Source organism: Pseudomonas sp. MWU12-3103b, from assembly GCF_023100615.1.
GTDB lineage: Bacteria > Pseudomonadota > Gammaproteobacteria > Pseudomonadales > Pseudomonadaceae > Aquipseudomonas > Aquipseudomonas putida_A.
In genome coordinates this window covers 119116-134720 of record NZ_JALMEY010000005.1, presented here as the reverse complement: position 1 = coordinate 134720, position 15605 = coordinate 119116, and the positions used below count along the sequence as shown (strand labels likewise).

Below are 15605 nucleotides of genomic sequence, written 5' to 3'. Positions count from 1 at the left end.
CAAAAATACCCGCCGAAGCGGGTATTTTTCGAGGCTATCAGCGCCGGATCAGGAACCGAGCAGTTCAGCCTTGACCAGTTTCGCCTGCTCGTCGGCGTGATACGAGGAACGTACCAGCGGGCCGGAAGCAACGTTCTTGAAGCCCATCTTGTAACCTTCCTCGGCGAACCAGGCGAAGGTGTCCGGGTGCACGAAACGCTGCACCGGCAAGTGGCTGCGCGACGGTTGCAGGTACTGGCCGAGGGTCAGCATGTCGATGTCGTGTTCGCGCATGCGCTTCATGACTTCGATGACTTCTTCGTCGGTCTCGCCCAGACCCAGCATCAGGCCGGATTTGGTCGGGATGTGCGGCATCATCTGCTTGAAGCGTTGCAGCAGGGTCAGCGACCACTGGTAGTCCGAACCCGGACGCGCAGCCTTGTACAGGCGCGGCACGGTTTCCAGGTTGTGGTTGAACACATCCGGCGGCTCGGCGGCGGTGATCTCAAGGGCGATGTCCATGCGGCCACGGTAGTCCGGAACCAGGGTTTCCAACTGCACGTTCGGCGACAGCTTGCGGATCTCGCGGATGCAGTCGGCAAAGTGCTGGGCACCGCCGTCACGCAGGTCGTCGCGGTCAACCGAGGTGATCACCACGTACTTGAGCTTGAGGTCGGCAATGGCGATCGCCAGGCTTTCCGGCTCGTTGACGTCCAGTGGTTTCGGACGACCGTGGCCAACGTCGCAGAACGGGCAACGACGGGTGCAGATGTCGCCCATGATCATGAAGGTCGCGGTGCCGCCGGAGAAGCACTCGCCCAGGTTCGGGCAGGAGGCTTCTTCGCAGACGCTGTGCAGCTTGTGCTTGCGCAGCAGGCTCTTGATCCGGTCGACTTCCGGCGAAACCGGGATGCGCACGCGAATCCAGTCGGGTTTCTTCGGCAGTTCGGTGGTCGGAATGATCTTTACCGGGATGCGTGCAACCTTCTCGGCGCCGCGCAGCTTGACGCCGGCTTCAACCTTGGGACGCGGGGCCGGGCGCTCGGTCACGTCGAGCGTCGGGATCATGGTTTGCACTGCATCAGTAGTCATATCAGTCGATTCCGCCCGTCAGGGTCGTCTGCTCAGCATAGTCGAGGTGTTTGACGAGCTGCGCGCGCAGCCGGGCACTTACCTCGGCAAATTCAATCGATCCTGCGTGATCGCTCAGCTGGGTCATTGCCAGCCCGGCATAGCCGCAGGGATTAATCCGTCGAAACGGCTCCAGGTTCATATCCACGTTCAGAGCCAGGCCATGAAAGGAGCAACCGTGGCGAATCCGCAAACCCAGAGAAGCGATTTTCGCTCCGTCGACATAGACGCCGGGAGCATCTGGCTTGGCGGCGGCAGTGACGCCGTAGCTGGCCAGCAGTTCGATCAGGCACTGTTCCATGCGCGTGACCAGATCACGTACGCCGAAACCCAGCTTGCGCACATCCAGCAACAGGTAGGCGACCAACTGGCCCGGGCCATGATAAGTCACCTGCCCGCCGCGATCGACCTGTACCACCGGGATATCGCCCGGCAGCAACAGGTGTTCGGCCTTGCCGGCCTGGCCCTGGGTGAACACCGGAGGGTGCTCGACCAGCCAGATTTCGTCGGCGGCATCGCTGCCGCGTTCGTTGGTGAAGCGTTGCATGGCGTGCCAGACCGGCTCGTAAGCCATCTGGCCGAGCTCGCGAAAGCCCAACGTGCCCGGCATCACAGCACCATGTGCACGAAGCCGGTAGCCCGCAGTTCGCTGTTGATGTTGTACAGCTGGTCCTGGTCGGTGGCGACGATGTGCAACTGAATCGTGGTGTATTTGCCGTTTGTGCTCTGGCGCTCATCCACACGGTCATGGTTGATCGTCGCGTGTTTCTTGACGATCTCGATGATCTTGTCCTTGTTGCCCACACCGGTGTCGCTGATCACCTTAACCGGGTAATCAACGTTGGGGAATTCGATCTTTGGCGCCTTTACTTCGGTATCGGTCATGGCGTAACGGCCTCGTAAGCGTAAGCCGTGGCGACGGGCATGCCCCCGCGCCGGATCAGCGCGGGGGCATGCAGGTGCACACTAAATTCAGTTGAACAAGCCGTAGAAGAATAGACGGATGCTATCCCACATGCGACGGAAGATACCACCCTCCTCGACAGCGTCCAGGGCGATCAGGTCAGCGCTGTGCACTACCTTGTCGTCCAGTTTCACTTCGACTTTACCGATCACGTCGCCCTTGGCGATTGGCGCGGTCAGTTGCGGGTTCATGGTCATGCTGGCAGCGAGCTTTTTCAGCTGGCCTTTTGGCAGGGTCATGGTCAGGTCTTCAGCCAGGCCGGCCTTGACTTGACTGGTGGTGCCTTTCCACACCGGGGCCTGAGCCAGTTCGGTGCCCTTCTGGTAGAAGGTCTGGGTTTCGAAGAAACGGAAACCGTAGGTCAGCAGCTTCTGGGTTTCAGCGGCACGCGCCACTTCGCTGTTGGTGCCGAACACCACGGCGATCAGACGCTGGCCATCACGTACAGCCGAGGACACCATGCAGTAGCCGGCTTCGTCGGTGTGACCGGTTTTCAGACCGTCAACGGTTTTGTCGCGCCACAGCAGCAGGTTGCGGTTAGGCTGCTTGATGCCGTTCCAGAAGAACTCTTTCTGCGAGTAGATCGCGTAGTGAGCCGGGTCTTCATGGATGATCGCACGGGCCAGGATCGCCATGTCGTGAGCCGACGAGTAGTGCTCAGGGTTCGGCAGACCGGTCGGGTTCATGAAGTGCGAGTTGGTCATGCCCAGATCGGCGACCGTCTTGTTCATCAGGTCGGCGAACGCGTCTTCGCTGCCGGCGATGTGCTCGGACAGCGCCACGCTGGCGTCGTTGCCGGACTGGATGATGATGCCGTGCAGCAGGTCGCTGACGGTCACTTGCGAGCCGACTTTGATGAACATCCGCGAACCGCCGGTACGCCAGGCGTTTTCGCTGACGGTCACCGGATCGTTTTCACCGATCTGGCCACGACGGATTTCCAGCGTAGCGATGTACGCGGTCATCAGTTTGGTCAGGCTGGCTGGCGGCAGACGCTGGTCACCGTTGTTCTCCACCAGCACGTTGCCGCTGCTGGCGTCCATGAGCACGTAGGCTTTTGCAGCCAGTTGAGGTGGCGACGGCATCATCTCGGCCGCGAAAGCGGCTGGCGAGAGGAGCAGCGGGACTAGCAGACACAGGCGTTTGGCAAAGGTGGTGATGTTCATCCGTCTCTCGAAATCGCTAATGGAAACTTGCCCGAAGGCAAAACTATTCAGACAGCCTTCTAACGGGCCATCGCGTGTTCAGTTGCTCACTCCAGTCACCCTTGCCGGGCTTTTGTTCTTCGACGAGCCAACAACCTGGTTCACCCCCCAAAACCGCAAGTGAACCGTCAATCAAGTGCTACGTTTCTTACTCGGTGACCACGCTCGGCGAGCCGAGATTGGCCAGGCGCACGCTGTTCTGCACCTGCGCGATCTCACCCGGCGACCCGATCGGCCCCAGGCGTACCCGGTGCAGGGTCTGCTGATTGCGCACGATCGAGCTGATGAACACCGGAGCGCTCACCATCCCGCTGAGCTTCGACCTCAGGAGTTCTGCAGCGTCCGGGTTGGCGAACGCGCCCACCTGCAGATACTGGCCAGACGCTGGTGCAGAAGCGTTTTTTTTTGCGCTGATCTGTACAGGGACAGTGTCAGAGGCATGTTGCTGCGGCGGCGGGGTCCACTGCTCGATGGTACCGGCCGACGCCGTGATCACCGGGGCGCTATTCTGCGCGACTTGCGGCTCGTTGAGCATCAGCGGCGCCGGACGGCCCTTGGCGGCCCACCATTGCTGCGGATCGATGCCCTCGACCTTGACCCGCGCGGTGCCGATTTCGGCATAACCGAGCTTCTTCGCGGCCGCGTAGGACAAGTCGATGATCCGGTCCGAATAGAACGGCCCGCGATCGTTGACCCGCAGGATCACGCTCTTGTTGTTGTCCAGGTTGGTCACCCGAACGTAACTTGGCAGTGGCAGAGTCTTGTGAGCGGCACTCATGCCGTACAGGTCATACACTTCGCCGTTGGCGGTGTTCTGCCCGTGGAACTTGGTGCCGTACCAGGACGCCGTGCCCGAGGCGACGTAGGTCTTGGATTCCTGCAACGGGAAATAGGTCTTGCCCAGCACGGTGTACGGGTTGGCCTTGTACGGGCCGGTGTGCAGGGTCGGCGTGGCGTCCGGGATCCGCGAAACATCGACATCCCACCACGGCGCGCCGTCTTTGTGCGCGCGGTTGATGTCCAGCCCCGGCTGCGCGCGTACGGCGGTGGACGAAGTCTTCTGGGTCGGCGCGCGGCTGGTCGAACAGCTGGCGACCAGCACCGCCAACGCAGCGAAAGCCACCAGCTTCAGGGGTTTATTGATAGGCAATGCCCGCATTACTTGACGCCCCGTGCTTTTACCAGCTCTTCAGACAGTTGATGTACGGCCATGGCGTACATCACGCTGCGGTTATAACGCGTGATCGCGTAGAAATTCTTCAGGCCCATCCAGTATTCAGGGCCGTTGTCGCCTTCGAGGCGAAATGCAGTAACCGGCATATCATCGCGCAGCGCATCATGACTTGACCAGCCCAGCGCCCGCAACTCTCCGACCGTTTTCGTCGGCTCGATGCCAGTGGTCAGGCCTTCATCGACCTGCTCGCCGCGCACATCGGCGCGACTGACCACCGGTTCCCCGGCGACCCAGCCATGCCGTTTGAAGTAACTGGCCACGCTGCCGATCGCATCGTCCGGATTGGTCCAGATATTGATGTGACCGTCACCGTCGAAATCCACCGCATAGGCGCGAAAGCTGCTCGGCATGAATTGCGGCAGGCCCATCGCCCCGGCGTACGAGCCTTTGAGGGTCAATGGATCGACCTGTTCTTCACGGGCCAGCAGCAGGAACTCACGCAATTCCTTGCGGAAAAATTCGGCACGGGGAGGATAGTCGAAACCGAGCGTGGACAATGCATCAATCACCCGGTAATTGCCGGTATTACGTCCGAAAAAGGTCTCGACGCCGATGATCGACACGATGACTTGTGCCGGTACGCCGTATTCCTGCTCGGCACGGGCCAGTACGGCCTCGTGCTGGCGCCAGAAGTCCACACCACGGGCGATGCGCGCGTCGGTGATGAACATCGGGCGATATTCTTTCCACTGCTTGACCCGCTCGGCGGGTTTGGAGATGGCGTCGAGAATCGCCTGCTTGCGCTGCGCCTCGCGGAACACCGCCATCAGTTGCTCGCCGGCAAAACCGTAGTCGCGGGTCATTTCACCGACGAATTCGGCCACCTGCGGTGAACCTTCGTAATCGCCGGCCAGCGCTTCCTGCGCGCTGCCAAGGATGCCGACCAGGCCGACCCACGGCGCGTAACGAGTCGCCCAGCTGCGCATGACTTGCATTGAACTCTTCACCTTATTCAAACCTGTGCGATCCACTTGCGATGCGTATGAATCGACATCAAAACCCCAAACGCTGACAGCAGTGTCACCAGCGAAGTTCCTCCGTAGCTAATGAAGGGCAACGGCACCCCCACCACCGGCAACAGGCCACTGACCATACCGATGTTGACGAAAACATAAACAAAAAACGTCATGGTCAGCGCGCCGGCGAGCAATTTGCCGAACAGCGTCTGCGCCTGGGCGGTAATCACCAGGCCGCGACCGATCAGCAACAGATAGATCAGCAGCAACGCGCAGATGCCCACCAGTCCGAACTCTTCGCCCAGTACGGCGATGATGAAGTCGGTGTGGCTTTCCGGCAAAAAGTCCAGGTGCGACTGGGTGCCCAGCAGCCAGCCCTTGCCGAACACACCGCCGGAACCGATCGCGGCTTTCGACTGGATGATGTTCCAGCCGGTGCCGAGCGGATCGCTTTCCGGGTCGAGGAACGTGAGGATCCGCTGCTTCTGGTAGTCGTGCATGATGAAGAACCACATGGCGATCGCCACCGGTACGGCAGCGGCCAGCACGCTGAGGATCCAGCGCCAGCGCAGCCCACCCATGAACAGCACGAACGCGCCGCCGGCCAGAATCAGCAGTGACGTACCGAGGTCGGGCTGGCGCACGATCAGAATGAACGGCACACCGATCAGCATCAGGCTGATGCCGACGTGCTTGAGCTGCGGCGGCAGCGTGCGCTTGGACAGATACCAGGCAATCGTCGCCGGCATCAGAATCTTCATGAACTCCGAGGGCTGGAAGCGGATCACCCCGGGGATGTTGATCCAGCGCGTCGCGCCCATGGCGTTGTGGCCCATGATGTCCACCACCAACAGCAGCACCACGCCGATCACGTAACCGAGCGGTACCCAACGCGCCATGAACCGTGGCTCGAACTGGGCGATGACAATCATCGACACCAGGCCGATGCCGAACGAAGTGGCTTGTTTGCCCAGCAGATCCCAGCTTTTGCCACTGGCCGAATACAGCACGAACAGACTGCCCGCAGCGAGGATCAGCAGCAGGATCAACAGCGGGCCATCGATATGCAGGCGTTGCAGCAGCGTCGCCCGGCGACGCATCACATCCTCGCTGGAGAGCATGCGATCAAAATTATTCATCACGGGCCGTAGCCTCCGCACTGATAGGACCGGCGTATTCGGCCTTCAATCGACCATCCTGATCCAGAAGCCAGGCATCCATGACCTGACGCACCACTGGCGCGGCGACACCGGAGCCGGACTCACCGTTCTCGACCATCACCGAAACCACTATTTTCGGGTTGTCGGCCGGGGCGAAACCAACGAACAAGGCGTGGTCGCGGTGGCGTTCCTGAACCTTGGAGCGGTCGTATTTTTCACCTTGTTTGATCGCGACGACCTGAGCGGTACCGGACTTGCCGGCGATGCGGTATTGCGCACCGATTGCTGCCTTGCGCGCAGTACCCCGGGCGCCGTGCATCACCTGCTGCATGCCGTGGTTGACCTTGGTCCAGTCCGACGGATCGCGCAGGACGATGTCCGGCATCGGGTTCTCGTCTACCGGTTTGGCGCCCTCAATGGTCTTGGCCAGGTGCGGCCGGTTCCAGATGCCTTTGTTGGCGACCAGCGCCGTAGCCTGCGCCAGTTGCAGCGGTGTGGACTGCATATAACCCTGGCCGATCCCCAGAATCAGGGTTTCGCCCGGGAACCACGCCTGCTTGCGTGTCGCGCGTTTCCACTCGCGGGATGGCATCAGGCCGGGGGATTCTTCGAACATGTCCAGCGAGACCTTCTGGCCGATGCCGAACTTGTTCATGTAGGCCGACAACCGATCGATGCCCAGCTTGTGCGCCAGGTCATAGAAGTAGGTGTCGTTGGAACGCATGATCGCCGTGTCGAGATCGACGAAGCCGTCACCGGTGCGGTTCCAGTTGCGGTACTTGTGATCGTAGTTGGGCAGCATGTAGTAACCGGGGTCGAACACCCGGCTCGACGCCGTCACTACGCCAGAATCGAGACCGGCAATCGCCACCGCCGGCTTGATCGTCGAACCCGGCGGGTACAGGCCGCGCAGCACGCGGTTGAACAGCGGCCGGTCGATGGAATCGCGCAGTTCGGCATAGGCCTTGAAGCTGATGCCGGTGACGAACAGGTTCGGGTCGAAACTCGGCTGGCTGACCATCGCCAGCACTTCGCCAGTCTTCGGATCGAGCGCCACCACCGCGCCGCGACGCCCGCCCAGCGCGGCTTCGGCCGCTTCCTGCAGTTTGATGTCCAGGCTCAGGACGATGTCCTTGCCGGGAATCGGATCGGTACGCTTGAGCACGCGCAATACGCGGCCCCGGGCGTTGGTTTCGACTTCCTCGTAACCCACCTGGCCGTGCAGTTCCGGCTCGTAGAAACGCTCGATGCCGGTCTTGCCGATGTGGTGGGTGCCGCTGTAGTTGACCGGGTCGAGGGTCTTCAGCTCTTTCTCGTTGATGCGCCCCATGTAACCCACCGAGTGCGCAAAATGCGCGCCCTGCGGGTAGTGGCGCACCAGTTGCGCGACCACTTCCACCCCAGGCAGGCGGAACTGGTTCACCGCGATCCGGGCAATCTGCTCTTCGGTCAGCTCGAACAGGATCGGCACCGGCTCGAATGGCCGACGCCCCTGACGCATGCGTTTCTCGAAGATCACCCGGTCCTCGGGCGTCAGTTGCAGCACTTCGACGATCACGTCGAGCACTTGCTGCCAGTCGCCGGAACGCTCGCGGGTCATGCTCAGGCTGAAGCTCGGGCGGTTGTCCGCCACCACCACGCCGTTGCGGTCGAAGATCAAGCCGCGGGTCGGCGGAATCGGCTGCACATGGACGCGGTTGTTTTCCGAGAGCGTCGAGTGGTACTCGTACTGGATCACCTGCAAGTAGTACAGCCGCGCAATCAGCACGCAGATCAACAGCATGACCGCAATGGCCCCGAACACGACGCGGCTACGCACCAGGCGGGCGTCCTTTTCGTGGTCCTTAATGCGGATCGGCTGAGACATGAGGGCAGGACTACTTGTGGTAAGGGTGACCGGACAGCACGGTCCAGGCACGGTACAGCTGTTCGCCGATCAGGATCCGCACCAGCGGGTGCGGCAAGGTCAGCGGCGACAACGACCAGCGCTGATCGGCGCGGGCACAGACTTCCGGCGCCAGCCCTTCGGGGCCACCGACCATGAAATTGACCGTGCGCGAATCCAGCCGCCAACGGTCGAGTTCGACCGCCAGTTGCTCGGTGCTCCAGGGCTTGCCGTGGACTTCCAGCGTGACGATCCGCTCGTTCGGCCCGACCTTGGCCAGCATGGCTTCGCCTTCCTGGCGGATGAAACGGGCCACGTCGGCGTTCTTGCCACGGGTATTGAGCGGAATTTCCACCAGTTCCAGCGCCAGCTCGGACGGAAGACGCTTGGCATATTCATGCCAGCCTTCTTCCACCCACTTGGGCATGCGTGAACCGACGGCGATCAGTCGCAGTCGCACAGCAATCCCTTACAGCTGGTCTTTGTTGAGCTTGGTGAAATGCTCGTGGGTGTTTTCCGGGCTGTGGTGCTTGGCGTCTGCCGCACGGCTTTGCTCGGCACCGGCCCACAGGCGCTCCAGGTCGTAGAACTGACGCGCCGAGGCAGTCATCATGTGCACGATCACCAGGTCGAGGTCGAGCAGCACCCAGTCGCTGTCGCCCTTGCCTTCTTCGCCCAGCGGCTTGGCGCCCTGCTTTTTGACTTCTTCACGGACCTTGTCCAGCATCGCGTTGATCTGGCGATTGGACGTACCGGTGGCGATGATCATGTAGTCGGTGATGCTCTGCTTGTCGCGAACATCGATGATCTGGATGTCTTGTGCCTTGACGTCTTCCAGGGCTGCCACGGCAACCTTGACCAGCTCGTCGCCCTTGAGCGGCTCGTTGGTGTTGGCGACTTCCGGCAGCGGTGCGCTCTTGAACGTGCCTTTGCGCTTAACTTTGCTTACGTCTTTGTCAGTCATATAAAACTCGTTTTGCTCGTATATTCGGCGGCTTGGCGATACGTGGATTCGTATCAGTGAAGCACGCCTTGTTCAGTTCGACGCACGGTACAGACCGTGCGCATCGATGTAGGCCAGGACCGCGTCGGGCACCAGGAAACGTACCGACTTACCGCTGGCCAGCAGTTGACGGATCTGGGTGGCGGAAACCGCGAGCGGTGTCTGCCAGACGAATGCAATCTGTCCGCTCGGCCCTTTCAGGGCCAGCGGGTCGCTCACCGAACGCGCTGCCAGCAGGTTGCGCAAGGCATCCGGCGGTTCGCTGTCGGCGTCCGGGCGCTGTAGCACCAGGATGTGGCAATGCTGGAGCAACTCTTCCCAGCGGTGCCAAGTGGGCAGGCCGCAAAATGCGTCCCAGCCCAAAAGCAGAAAAACCTGGGTCTCGGCGGCCATTTCGGCACGCATCAACTCCAGGGTATCAATGGTGTAAGACGGCTTGTCCCGCTGCAATTCGCGGGCGTCCACCACCAGCGGCGGCACTCCGGCCACCGCGCACTCAACCATTGCCAACCGATCCTGCGCCGACACCTGCGGCGTATCGCGGTGCGGCGGCCGGGCGCTGGGCATCATGCGCAGCTCGTCGAGCAGCAGCGCTTCGGCGACTTCCAGCGCACCACGCAAATGGCCGATGTGCACCGGGTCGAACGTGCCGCCCAGTACGCCGATGCGCCGGGGTCGGAGTTCGCCGTCAGGCAGCGGCGCTGTCAAGTCGAGGTCGGTCAAGTCAGACCGTCGCCTGGCCGCGCAACTGGCCATCACCGACCACGATGTACTTCTCGCAGGTCAGTCCTTCGAGGCCCACCGGGCCGCGGGCGTGCAGCTTATCAGTAGAAATGCCGATCTCGGCACCCAATCCGTATTCGAATCCATCGGCGAAGCAGGTCGGGGTGTTGATCATCACCGACGCCGAGTCGACTTCCGCAACGAAACGCCGGGTGTCGGCGAGGTTTTCGCTGACGATCGAGTCGGTGTGATGCGAGCCGTAATGGTTGATGTGTTCGATGGCCTGATCCAGTCCGTCGACCACACGGATCGACAGGATCGGCGCCAGATACTCGGTGCTCCAGTCGTCTTCGCTGGCCGCTACCACGTCGATGATCGCCCGGGTGCGTTCGCAGCCACGCAGCTCGACGCCTTTCTCGCGGAACTGGGCAGCCATCGACGGCAGGAAATCCTTCGCAACACTTTGATCAACCAGCAAGGTCTCCATCGCGCCGCAGATGCCATAACGGTAAGTCTTGGCATTGAAGGCGATGCGCTGGGCTTTGGCCAGATCGGCGTGCTCGCTGACAAATACGTGGCAGATACCGTCCAGGTGCTTGATCACCGGCACCCGGGCATCACGGCTGATACGTTCGATCAGGCCACGGCCACCGCGCGGCACGATCACGTCGACGTACTCGGGCATGCTGATCATCGCGCCGACGGCGGCACGGTCGGTGGTTTCGACCACTTGCACCACGGCTGCCGGCAATTCGGCCTCGGCCAGACCGCGCTGGATGCACGCGGCAATCGCGCGGTTGGAATGAATCGCCTCGGAGCCACCGCGCAGGATGGTCGCGTTACCAGACTTCAGGCACAGGCTGGCGGCGTCGATGGTCACATTGGGCCGGGATTCGTAGATGATCCCGATCACGCCCAGCGGTACGCGCATCTTGCCGACCTGAATCCCGGACGGGCGAAAGCTCATGTCGCGGATCGCACCGACCGGATCCGGCAGTGCCGCCACCTGACGCAGTCCGACGATCATGCCGTCGATGCGCGCCGGGGTCAGTTCCAGGCGCTCCAGCAAGGCTGGTTCCAGACCATTGGCGCGACCGGCGGCCAGATCCTGTTCATTGGCTGCGGCCAGCTCGGCGCGAGCAGCGTCCAGCGCATTGGCAGCAGCCTGCAAGGCGCGGTTTTTCTGCGCGGTGCTGGCACGGCCGATGACCCGGGAAGCTTCGCGGGCGGCGCGACCCAATCGGGTCATGTAGTCAAGAACGGACTCAGTCATGGTCTGCTGGGGTCTTGGCAAAGAGGAAAGCGGCAGATTATAGCTGTCGCGTCCCGGGACTAACAGCGGTGACAGGCGGATGGTCGAAATGGACTGCAATTTGCCGACGTTCAGCCGTAATTAAGCCGCGGATTGTTATCATCACGACCTCCTTCGCCTGGATAAACACCGTTTGCCATGTCCAACCTGACCGATCGCGCCATCGCCGAGCGCCTGCCACTGGGCCTCCCGGACGCTTTTTTCGACCGTGACGCGCAAGTGCTGGCCCGCGATCTGCTCGGCAAAGTCATCCGCCACCGGGTCGGCGATCTGTGGCTCAGCGCCCGGATCATCGAAACCGAAGCCTATTACTGCGCGGAAAAAGGCAGTCATGCATCGCTCGGCTATACGGAAAAACGTAAGGCTTTGTTTCTGGATGGCGGGCACATCTATATGTATTACGCCCGCGGTGGCGATTCGCTGAACTTCAGCGCTCAGGGGCCGGGCAATGCGGTGCTGATCAAGTCCGCCTACCCGTGGGTCGATGAAATCAGTGGGCCGGCGAGTCTGGCGCAGATGCTGCTGAACAATCCCGATGCCCAAGGCCGGCCGCGTCCTTCGCAAAAGCTTTGCGCCGGGCAGACGCTGCTGTGCAAGGCGCTGGGGTTGAAGGTGCCGATGTGGGACGCCAAGCGTTTCGATCACGAGCTGATGCTGGTGGAAGACACCGGGCCGGCGCCGACCCAGATTATCCAGACCACCCGCCTGGGCATCCCCCATGGCCGCGACGAACACCTGATGTACCGCTTCGTCGACGCCGCGTATGCCCAGTGGTGCACGCGGAACCCGCTGCGTCGGGGCCAGGTCGAAGGTCGCGATTATTTTTTGCTGTCCTGAAGTGACACAGGTTTTGAACCCAATGCGCCCTTGTGGGAGCGGGCTTGCTCGCGAAGAGGGCGTGTCAGATACGAGCTCGTTGATGACACACCGCATTCGCGAGCAAGCCCGCTCCCACAGGGGTACTGAGTGATTGCTGAAATTTTGTACAGCCTTCGGGACTTATTGAAGATTTGATGGAGTTGTGTGTATGGGCCCATGGCTCGATAGCGTGACCGGGTGGCTCGCCGCCAATCCGCAGTGGCTGGCGGCTGCGGTATTTATCGTCGCTTGCGTAGAGTGCCTGGCAATTGCCGGGCTGATCGTGCCCGGCACGGTGTTGCTGTTTGCCGTGGCCGTACTCGCCGGTAGCGGCGCACTGTCGTTGAGTGAAACCCTGCTGCTGGGCTTTCTCGGCGGGATACTCGGCGATGTGATCTCGTACTTCCTCGGCCGCCATTTCCATCAGAACATCCGCCGCCTGCCGGGACTGCGCCACCATCCGGAATGGATGGCCGGGGCCGAAACCTACTTCCAGCGTTACGGCATCGCCAGCCTGCTGGTAGGGCGCTTCATCGGCCCGTTGCGGCCGATGTTGCCGATGGTTGCCGGGATGTGCGACATGCCCTTCCCGCGTTTCGCCGCCGTCAGCCTGCTGGCCGCTGCCGGCTGGAGCGTCGCCTACCTGCTGCCGGGTTGGGCCACCGGCGCGGCGATCCGCTTGCCGCTGCCGGAAGGTTTCTGGCTGCAGGCCGGCATCGTTGCCGCCAGTATTGCGGTGATGGTCGGCATGAGCGTCAACAGCAGCTTGCGCCAGCATCGCCGTGCGACGATCTGGATCAGCAGCATGAGCCTGTTGATTCTGATCGGCCTGTTTATTGGCTATCCGTATCTGCACGCCCTCGACCAGGGCGTGATGACCCTGGTGCAGGAACATCGCCAGCCGATGCTCGATGAAATCGCAGTGACCTTCACCCTGATCGGTGAATTCCGCAATATGTTGATGTTCAGCGCCCTGCTCACCGGTCTGTTGCTGCTGTGCCGGCAATGGCGCCAGGCAATCTTTGCCGGTGGCGTGCTGCTGTGCACCGCGCTCCTCAATACCGTCACCAAACAGTTTTTCGCCCGGGTCCGCCCGGAAGTGCTGACCGATCCGCTGACCAGCTACAGCATGCCCAGCGGTCATGCCTCCGGTTCGTTCGCGCTGTTTCTGGTGCTGGCGGTTCTCGCCGGTCGCGGCCAACCGCCGCGCATGCGCCTGACCTGGCTGCTGCTCGGCTGTATTCCGGCGCTGTCGATTGCTTTGTCACGGGTTTATCTGGGGGCGCACTGGCCGACGGATATTCTGGCCGGCGCAATGCTGGCGGCATGCGTATGTGCGGCGGGCTTGTGGCTGAGTCAGCGCAAGGCGCCGCTCAATGCCATGCCGTTCAAGGTCTGGTGGCTGATTCTGCCGGCACTGCTGGTGCTGTTCAGCCTGTTCGTTCTGCGGCATCTGCCGGACACGATGTTGCGTTACGCCTACTGATACTCAGGCGAACAGCTCGCCCTGCAGCTCATCGAGCAGCGCCTGGATCGCATCCAGTCGCTGCTGCGGATCGTCGAGTTGCAGCAGATCGATCTTGTCTTCTTCGGCGAACGGCAGCAGATACGCCAGTTGATTGGCCAGCGACTGCTGCCCCAACGCTTCGGTGCCCATGTTCAACGCCTCGACCATCGGGTGCTCGGCCAAGGCCTTGAGCAGCGCCACCAGATCGGCGTCTTCGTCCTGCAGCGGTTGCTCCGGCTCATCGTCCAGCCACTCGACGTCGGCGAGGATCAACTGATCGCGCTGCACTTCCGTGCGCAACACCTGAAAACGCCGCCCGCCCTGCACCCGGATCCCGAGCAGACCGTTGTCCTGTTGCTGGAAATCGGTGATCCGCGCTTCGCAGCCGACCAGGGCAAAGCCTTCTGCCGCGACGCCGACTTCATGGCCATCGAGGATGCACACCACGCCGAAACCGCCGGCCTGTTTCATGCAGCGGCCGATCATGTCCAGGTAGCGCGCCTCGAAGATCTGCAAGTCGAGGTTGCAGCCGGGGAACAGCACTGTGTTGAGCGGAAAAAGCGGCAGACTCATAGACATTTCCTTACACCACCATCGACACCGCCAACGGCAGGAACACCGCCGTGGCCACGCCCATCAGACTCATCGCCAGCGCCGCGAAGGCGCCGCACTCATCGCTTTCCTGCAACGCCACCGACGTGCCGACCGCGTGCGCGGTCATGCCCAGCGCCATGCCGCGCGCCTCGGGGCTGTGCACGCCGAGCCGGGTCAGCAGCGCCGGGCCGAAGATCGCGCCGATCACCCCGGTGATCAGCACGAACACCGCCGCCAGCGCCGCCACACCACCGATCTGCTCGGCCACCAGCATGGCAATCGGCGAGGTCACCGACTTCGGCGCCATGGTCATCAGAATCATGTGCTCGGCACCGAACCACCAGCCGAGCAACACGCCCATGCCCGTGGCGACTACACCGCCTATCACCAGCGTAGTAAAAATCGGCCAGAACAATTGGCGGATGCGCTTGAGGTTCAGATACAACGGCACCGCCAGCGCCACCGTCGCCGGGCCCAGCAGAATGCTGAGGATTTCGGTGCTCTTGCGGTACTCGGCGTAGGTCAGGCCGCAGCCGACCAGCACGCCGATCACCACCAGCATCGAGACCAGCACCGGTTGCAGAAAGATCCAGCGGGTTTTCTCGAACGCCGCCAGTACCAGTTGATAGGCACCGAGGGTGATGCCGATGCCGAACAGCGGATGATGGATCACCGAAGCCCAGGCGCCTTGCCAATCGAAGAGCATCACGACTCCTCCGAGTGCGGCGCATGGCGCTTGACCAGGCGTTGCATCAGCACCCCGGCGAAGGCCATCGACAGGATCAACGACAACACCAGCGCGCCGACAATGGCCCAGAAGTCAGCGGCAATGTCGCTCGCATAAACCATCACGCCCACCGCCGGCGGCACCAGCAGCAGCGGCAGATAACGCAACAGACTGCCGGCCGCGAGGTTCAGCGGCTCGCCGACTTCACCGCGAATGATCAGGAACACCAGCAACAGCAGCAGGCCGATGATCGGCCCCGGCAGCACCGGCAACAGCAAATGGTTGAGTGCCGTGCCGAGCAATTGGAACAGCACCAGCATGGTCAGGCCACGTAACAACATCAGACATCTCCCCCCGCAAGTCCTCG

General features: G+C 61.9%; 17 protein-coding genes. 2 read left to right on the top strand and 15 right to left on the bottom strand.

Annotated elements, in window-relative coordinates; translation table 11 throughout:
- Window positions 1-48 precede the first annotated feature (48 nt).
- From lipA to M0808_RS10665, 12 genes are all read right to left on the bottom strand, one after another.
- Window positions 49-1047: a lipoyl synthase gene (gene lipA / locus M0808_RS10720; RefSeq protein WP_160768663.1), complete on the bottom strand. Its 999-nt coding sequence runs from the start codon at window positions 1045-1047 to the stop codon at window positions 49-51.
- Between the two features lie 25 nt (window positions 1048-1072).
- On the bottom strand, window positions 1073-1720 hold the full coding sequence (gene lipB, locus M0808_RS10715; protein WP_027612894.1) for a lipoyl(octanoyl) transferase LipB: 648 nt from the start codon (window positions 1718-1720) through the stop codon (window positions 1073-1075).
- Window positions 1720-1995 (bottom strand): DUF493 domain-containing protein, encoded by a 276-nt coding sequence (locus M0808_RS10710; RefSeq protein WP_003215438.1) that lies wholly within the window; start codon window positions 1993-1995, stop codon window positions 1720-1722. Before M0808_RS10710 ends, lipB begins: the two co-directional genes overlap by 1 nt.
- Window positions 1996-2082: 87 nt before the next feature.
- Window positions 2083-3240 (bottom strand): D-alanyl-D-alanine carboxypeptidase family protein, encoded by a 1158-nt coding sequence (locus tag M0808_RS10705; RefSeq protein ID WP_003228546.1) that lies wholly within the window; start codon window positions 3238-3240, stop codon window positions 2083-2085.
- A 187-nt stretch (window positions 3241-3427) separates the two neighbouring features.
- Complete coding sequence (locus M0808_RS10700) at window positions 3428-4438, bottom strand: septal ring lytic transglycosylase RlpA family protein (RefSeq protein ID WP_007960588.1); 1011 nt, start codon at window positions 4436-4438, stop codon at window positions 3428-3430.
- Window positions 4438-5448 carry a lytic murein transglycosylase B gene (mltB, locus tag M0808_RS10695; protein ID WP_007960589.1) on the bottom strand — a complete coding sequence of 337 codons (1011 nt, stop codon included), beginning with the start codon at window positions 5446-5448 and terminating at the stop codon, window positions 4438-4440. Before mltB ends, M0808_RS10700 begins: the two co-directional genes overlap by 1 nt.
- A 17-nt stretch (window positions 5449-5465) precedes the next feature.
- Entirely contained in the window at window positions 5466-6569 is a 1104-nt protein-coding gene (gene rodA, locus M0808_RS10690) for a rod shape-determining protein RodA (RefSeq protein ID WP_166497270.1), read from the bottom strand.
- A 31-nt stretch (window positions 6570-6600) separates the two neighbouring features.
- Entirely contained in the window at window positions 6601-8496 is a 1896-nt protein-coding gene (gene mrdA / locus M0808_RS10685) for a penicillin-binding protein 2 (RefSeq protein WP_027612897.1), read from the bottom strand.
- A gap of 10 nt (window positions 8497-8506) precedes the next feature.
- Window positions 8507-8974, bottom strand: coding sequence for a 23S rRNA (pseudouridine(1915)-N(3))-methyltransferase RlmH (gene rlmH, locus M0808_RS10680; RefSeq protein WP_003185785.1), 468 nt, complete (start codon window positions 8972-8974; stop codon window positions 8507-8509).
- A 9-nt stretch (window positions 8975-8983) separates the two neighbouring features.
- Window positions 8984-9478, bottom strand: a complete 495-nt coding sequence (gene rsfS / locus M0808_RS10675) for a ribosome silencing factor (RefSeq protein ID WP_007960601.1) — start codon at window positions 9476-9478, stop codon at window positions 8984-8986.
- 72 nt (window positions 9479-9550) lie between these two features.
- Complete coding sequence (gene nadD, locus M0808_RS10670) at window positions 9551-10273, bottom strand: nicotinate-nucleotide adenylyltransferase (protein ID WP_049827899.1); 723 nt, start codon at window positions 10271-10273, stop codon at window positions 9551-9553.
- Window positions 10242-11513, bottom strand: a complete 1272-nt coding sequence (locus M0808_RS10665; protein WP_027612900.1) for a glutamate-5-semialdehyde dehydrogenase — start codon at window positions 11511-11513, stop codon at window positions 10242-10244. Before M0808_RS10665 ends, nadD begins: the two co-directional genes overlap by 32 nt.
- Before the next feature lie 177 nt (window positions 11514-11690).
- Between M0808_RS10665 and M0808_RS10660 the strand changes: the two genes are divergently transcribed.
- Both M0808_RS10660 and M0808_RS10655 read left to right on the top strand, forming a co-directional pair.
- On the top strand, window positions 11691-12389 hold the full coding sequence (locus M0808_RS10660) for a DNA-3-methyladenine glycosylase (RefSeq protein ID WP_027612901.1): 699 nt from the start codon (window positions 11691-11693) through the stop codon (window positions 12387-12389).
- Window positions 12390-12579: 190 nt separating this feature from the next.
- Window positions 12580-13896 (top strand): bifunctional DedA family/phosphatase PAP2 family protein, encoded by a 1317-nt coding sequence (locus M0808_RS10655; protein ID WP_223007246.1) that lies wholly within the window; start codon window positions 12580-12582, stop codon window positions 13894-13896.
- Between the two features lie 3 nt (window positions 13897-13899).
- Here the strand turns inward: M0808_RS10655 and M0808_RS10650 are convergent, their stop codons facing one another.
- Genes M0808_RS10650 through M0808_RS10640 form a run of 3 tightly spaced genes read right to left on the bottom strand, consistent with a single transcriptional unit; the run spans window position 13900 to window position 15579 of the window.
- Window positions 13900-14490, bottom strand: a complete 591-nt coding sequence (locus tag M0808_RS10650; protein WP_247841009.1) for an LON peptidase substrate-binding domain-containing protein — start codon at window positions 14488-14490, stop codon at window positions 13900-13902.
- 10 nt (window positions 14491-14500) lie between these two features.
- Window positions 14501-15217, bottom strand: a complete 717-nt coding sequence (locus M0808_RS10645; protein ID WP_027612903.1) for an LrgB family protein — start codon at window positions 15215-15217, stop codon at window positions 14501-14503.
- Entirely contained in the window at window positions 15217-15579 is a 363-nt protein-coding gene (locus tag M0808_RS10640) for a CidA/LrgA family protein (RefSeq protein WP_095139173.1), read from the bottom strand. Before M0808_RS10640 ends, M0808_RS10645 begins: the two co-directional genes overlap by 1 nt.
- Between the last annotated feature and the right edge of the window lie 26 nt (window positions 15580-15605).

What these genes read in the sequence shown, in the direction of transcription:
- lipA (WP_160768663.1), bottom strand. Translation starts at nt 1,047, where the DNA reads ATGATCCCGACGCTCGACGTGACCGAGCGCCCGGCCCCGCGTCCCAAG.
- lipB (WP_027612894.1), bottom strand. Translation starts at nt 1,720, where the DNA reads ATGCCGGGCACGTTGGGCTTTCGCGAGCTCGGCCAGATGGCTTACGAG.
- M0808_RS10710 (WP_003215438.1), bottom strand. Translation starts at nt 1,995, where the DNA reads ATGACCGATACCGAAGTAAAGGCGCCAAAGATCGAATTCCCCAACGTT.
- M0808_RS10705 (WP_003228546.1), bottom strand. Translation starts at nt 3,240, where the DNA reads ATGAACATCACCACCTTTGCCAAACGCCTGTGTCTGCTAGTCCCGCTG.
- M0808_RS10700 (WP_007960588.1), bottom strand. Translation starts at nt 4,438, where the DNA reads ATGCGGGCATTGCCTATCAATAAACCCCTGAAGCTGGTGGCTTTCGCT.
- mltB (WP_007960589.1), bottom strand. Translation starts at nt 5,448, where the DNA reads ATGCAAGTCATGCGCAGCTGGGCGACTCGTTACGCGCCGTGGGTCGGC.
- rodA (WP_166497270.1), bottom strand. Translation starts at nt 6,569, where the DNA reads ATGCGTCGCCGGGCGACGCTGCTGCAACGCCTGCATATCGATGGCCCG.
- mrdA (WP_027612897.1), bottom strand. Translation starts at nt 8,496, where the DNA reads ATGTCTCAGCCGATCCGCATTAAGGACCACGAAAAGGACGCCCGCCTG.
- rsfS (WP_007960601.1), bottom strand. Translation starts at nt 9,478, where the DNA reads ATGACTGACAAAGACGTAAGCAAAGTTAAGCGCAAAGGCACGTTCAAG.
- nadD (WP_049827899.1), bottom strand. Translation starts at nt 10,273, where the DNA reads ATGGCCAGTTGCGCGGCCAGGCGACGGTCTGACTTGACCGACCTCGAC.
- M0808_RS10665 (WP_027612900.1), bottom strand. Translation starts at nt 11,513, where the DNA reads ATGACTGAGTCCGTTCTTGACTACATGACCCGATTGGGTCGCGCCGCC.
- M0808_RS10660 (WP_027612901.1), top strand. Translation starts at nt 11,691, where the DNA reads ATGTCCAACCTGACCGATCGCGCCATCGCCGAGCGCCTGCCACTGGGC.
- M0808_RS10655 (WP_223007246.1), top strand. Translation starts at nt 12,580, where the DNA reads ATGGGCCCATGGCTCGATAGCGTGACCGGGTGGCTCGCCGCCAATCCG.
- M0808_RS10650 (WP_247841009.1), bottom strand. Translation starts at nt 14,490, where the DNA reads ATGAGTCTGCCGCTTTTTCCGCTCAACACAGTGCTGTTCCCCGGCTGC.
- M0808_RS10645 (WP_027612903.1), bottom strand. Translation starts at nt 15,217, where the DNA reads ATGCTCTTCGATTGGCAAGGCGCCTGGGCTTCGGTGATCCATCATCCG.
- M0808_RS10640 (WP_095139173.1), bottom strand. Translation starts at nt 15,579, where the DNA reads ATGTTGTTACGTGGCCTGACCATGCTGGTGCTGTTCCAATTGCTCGGC.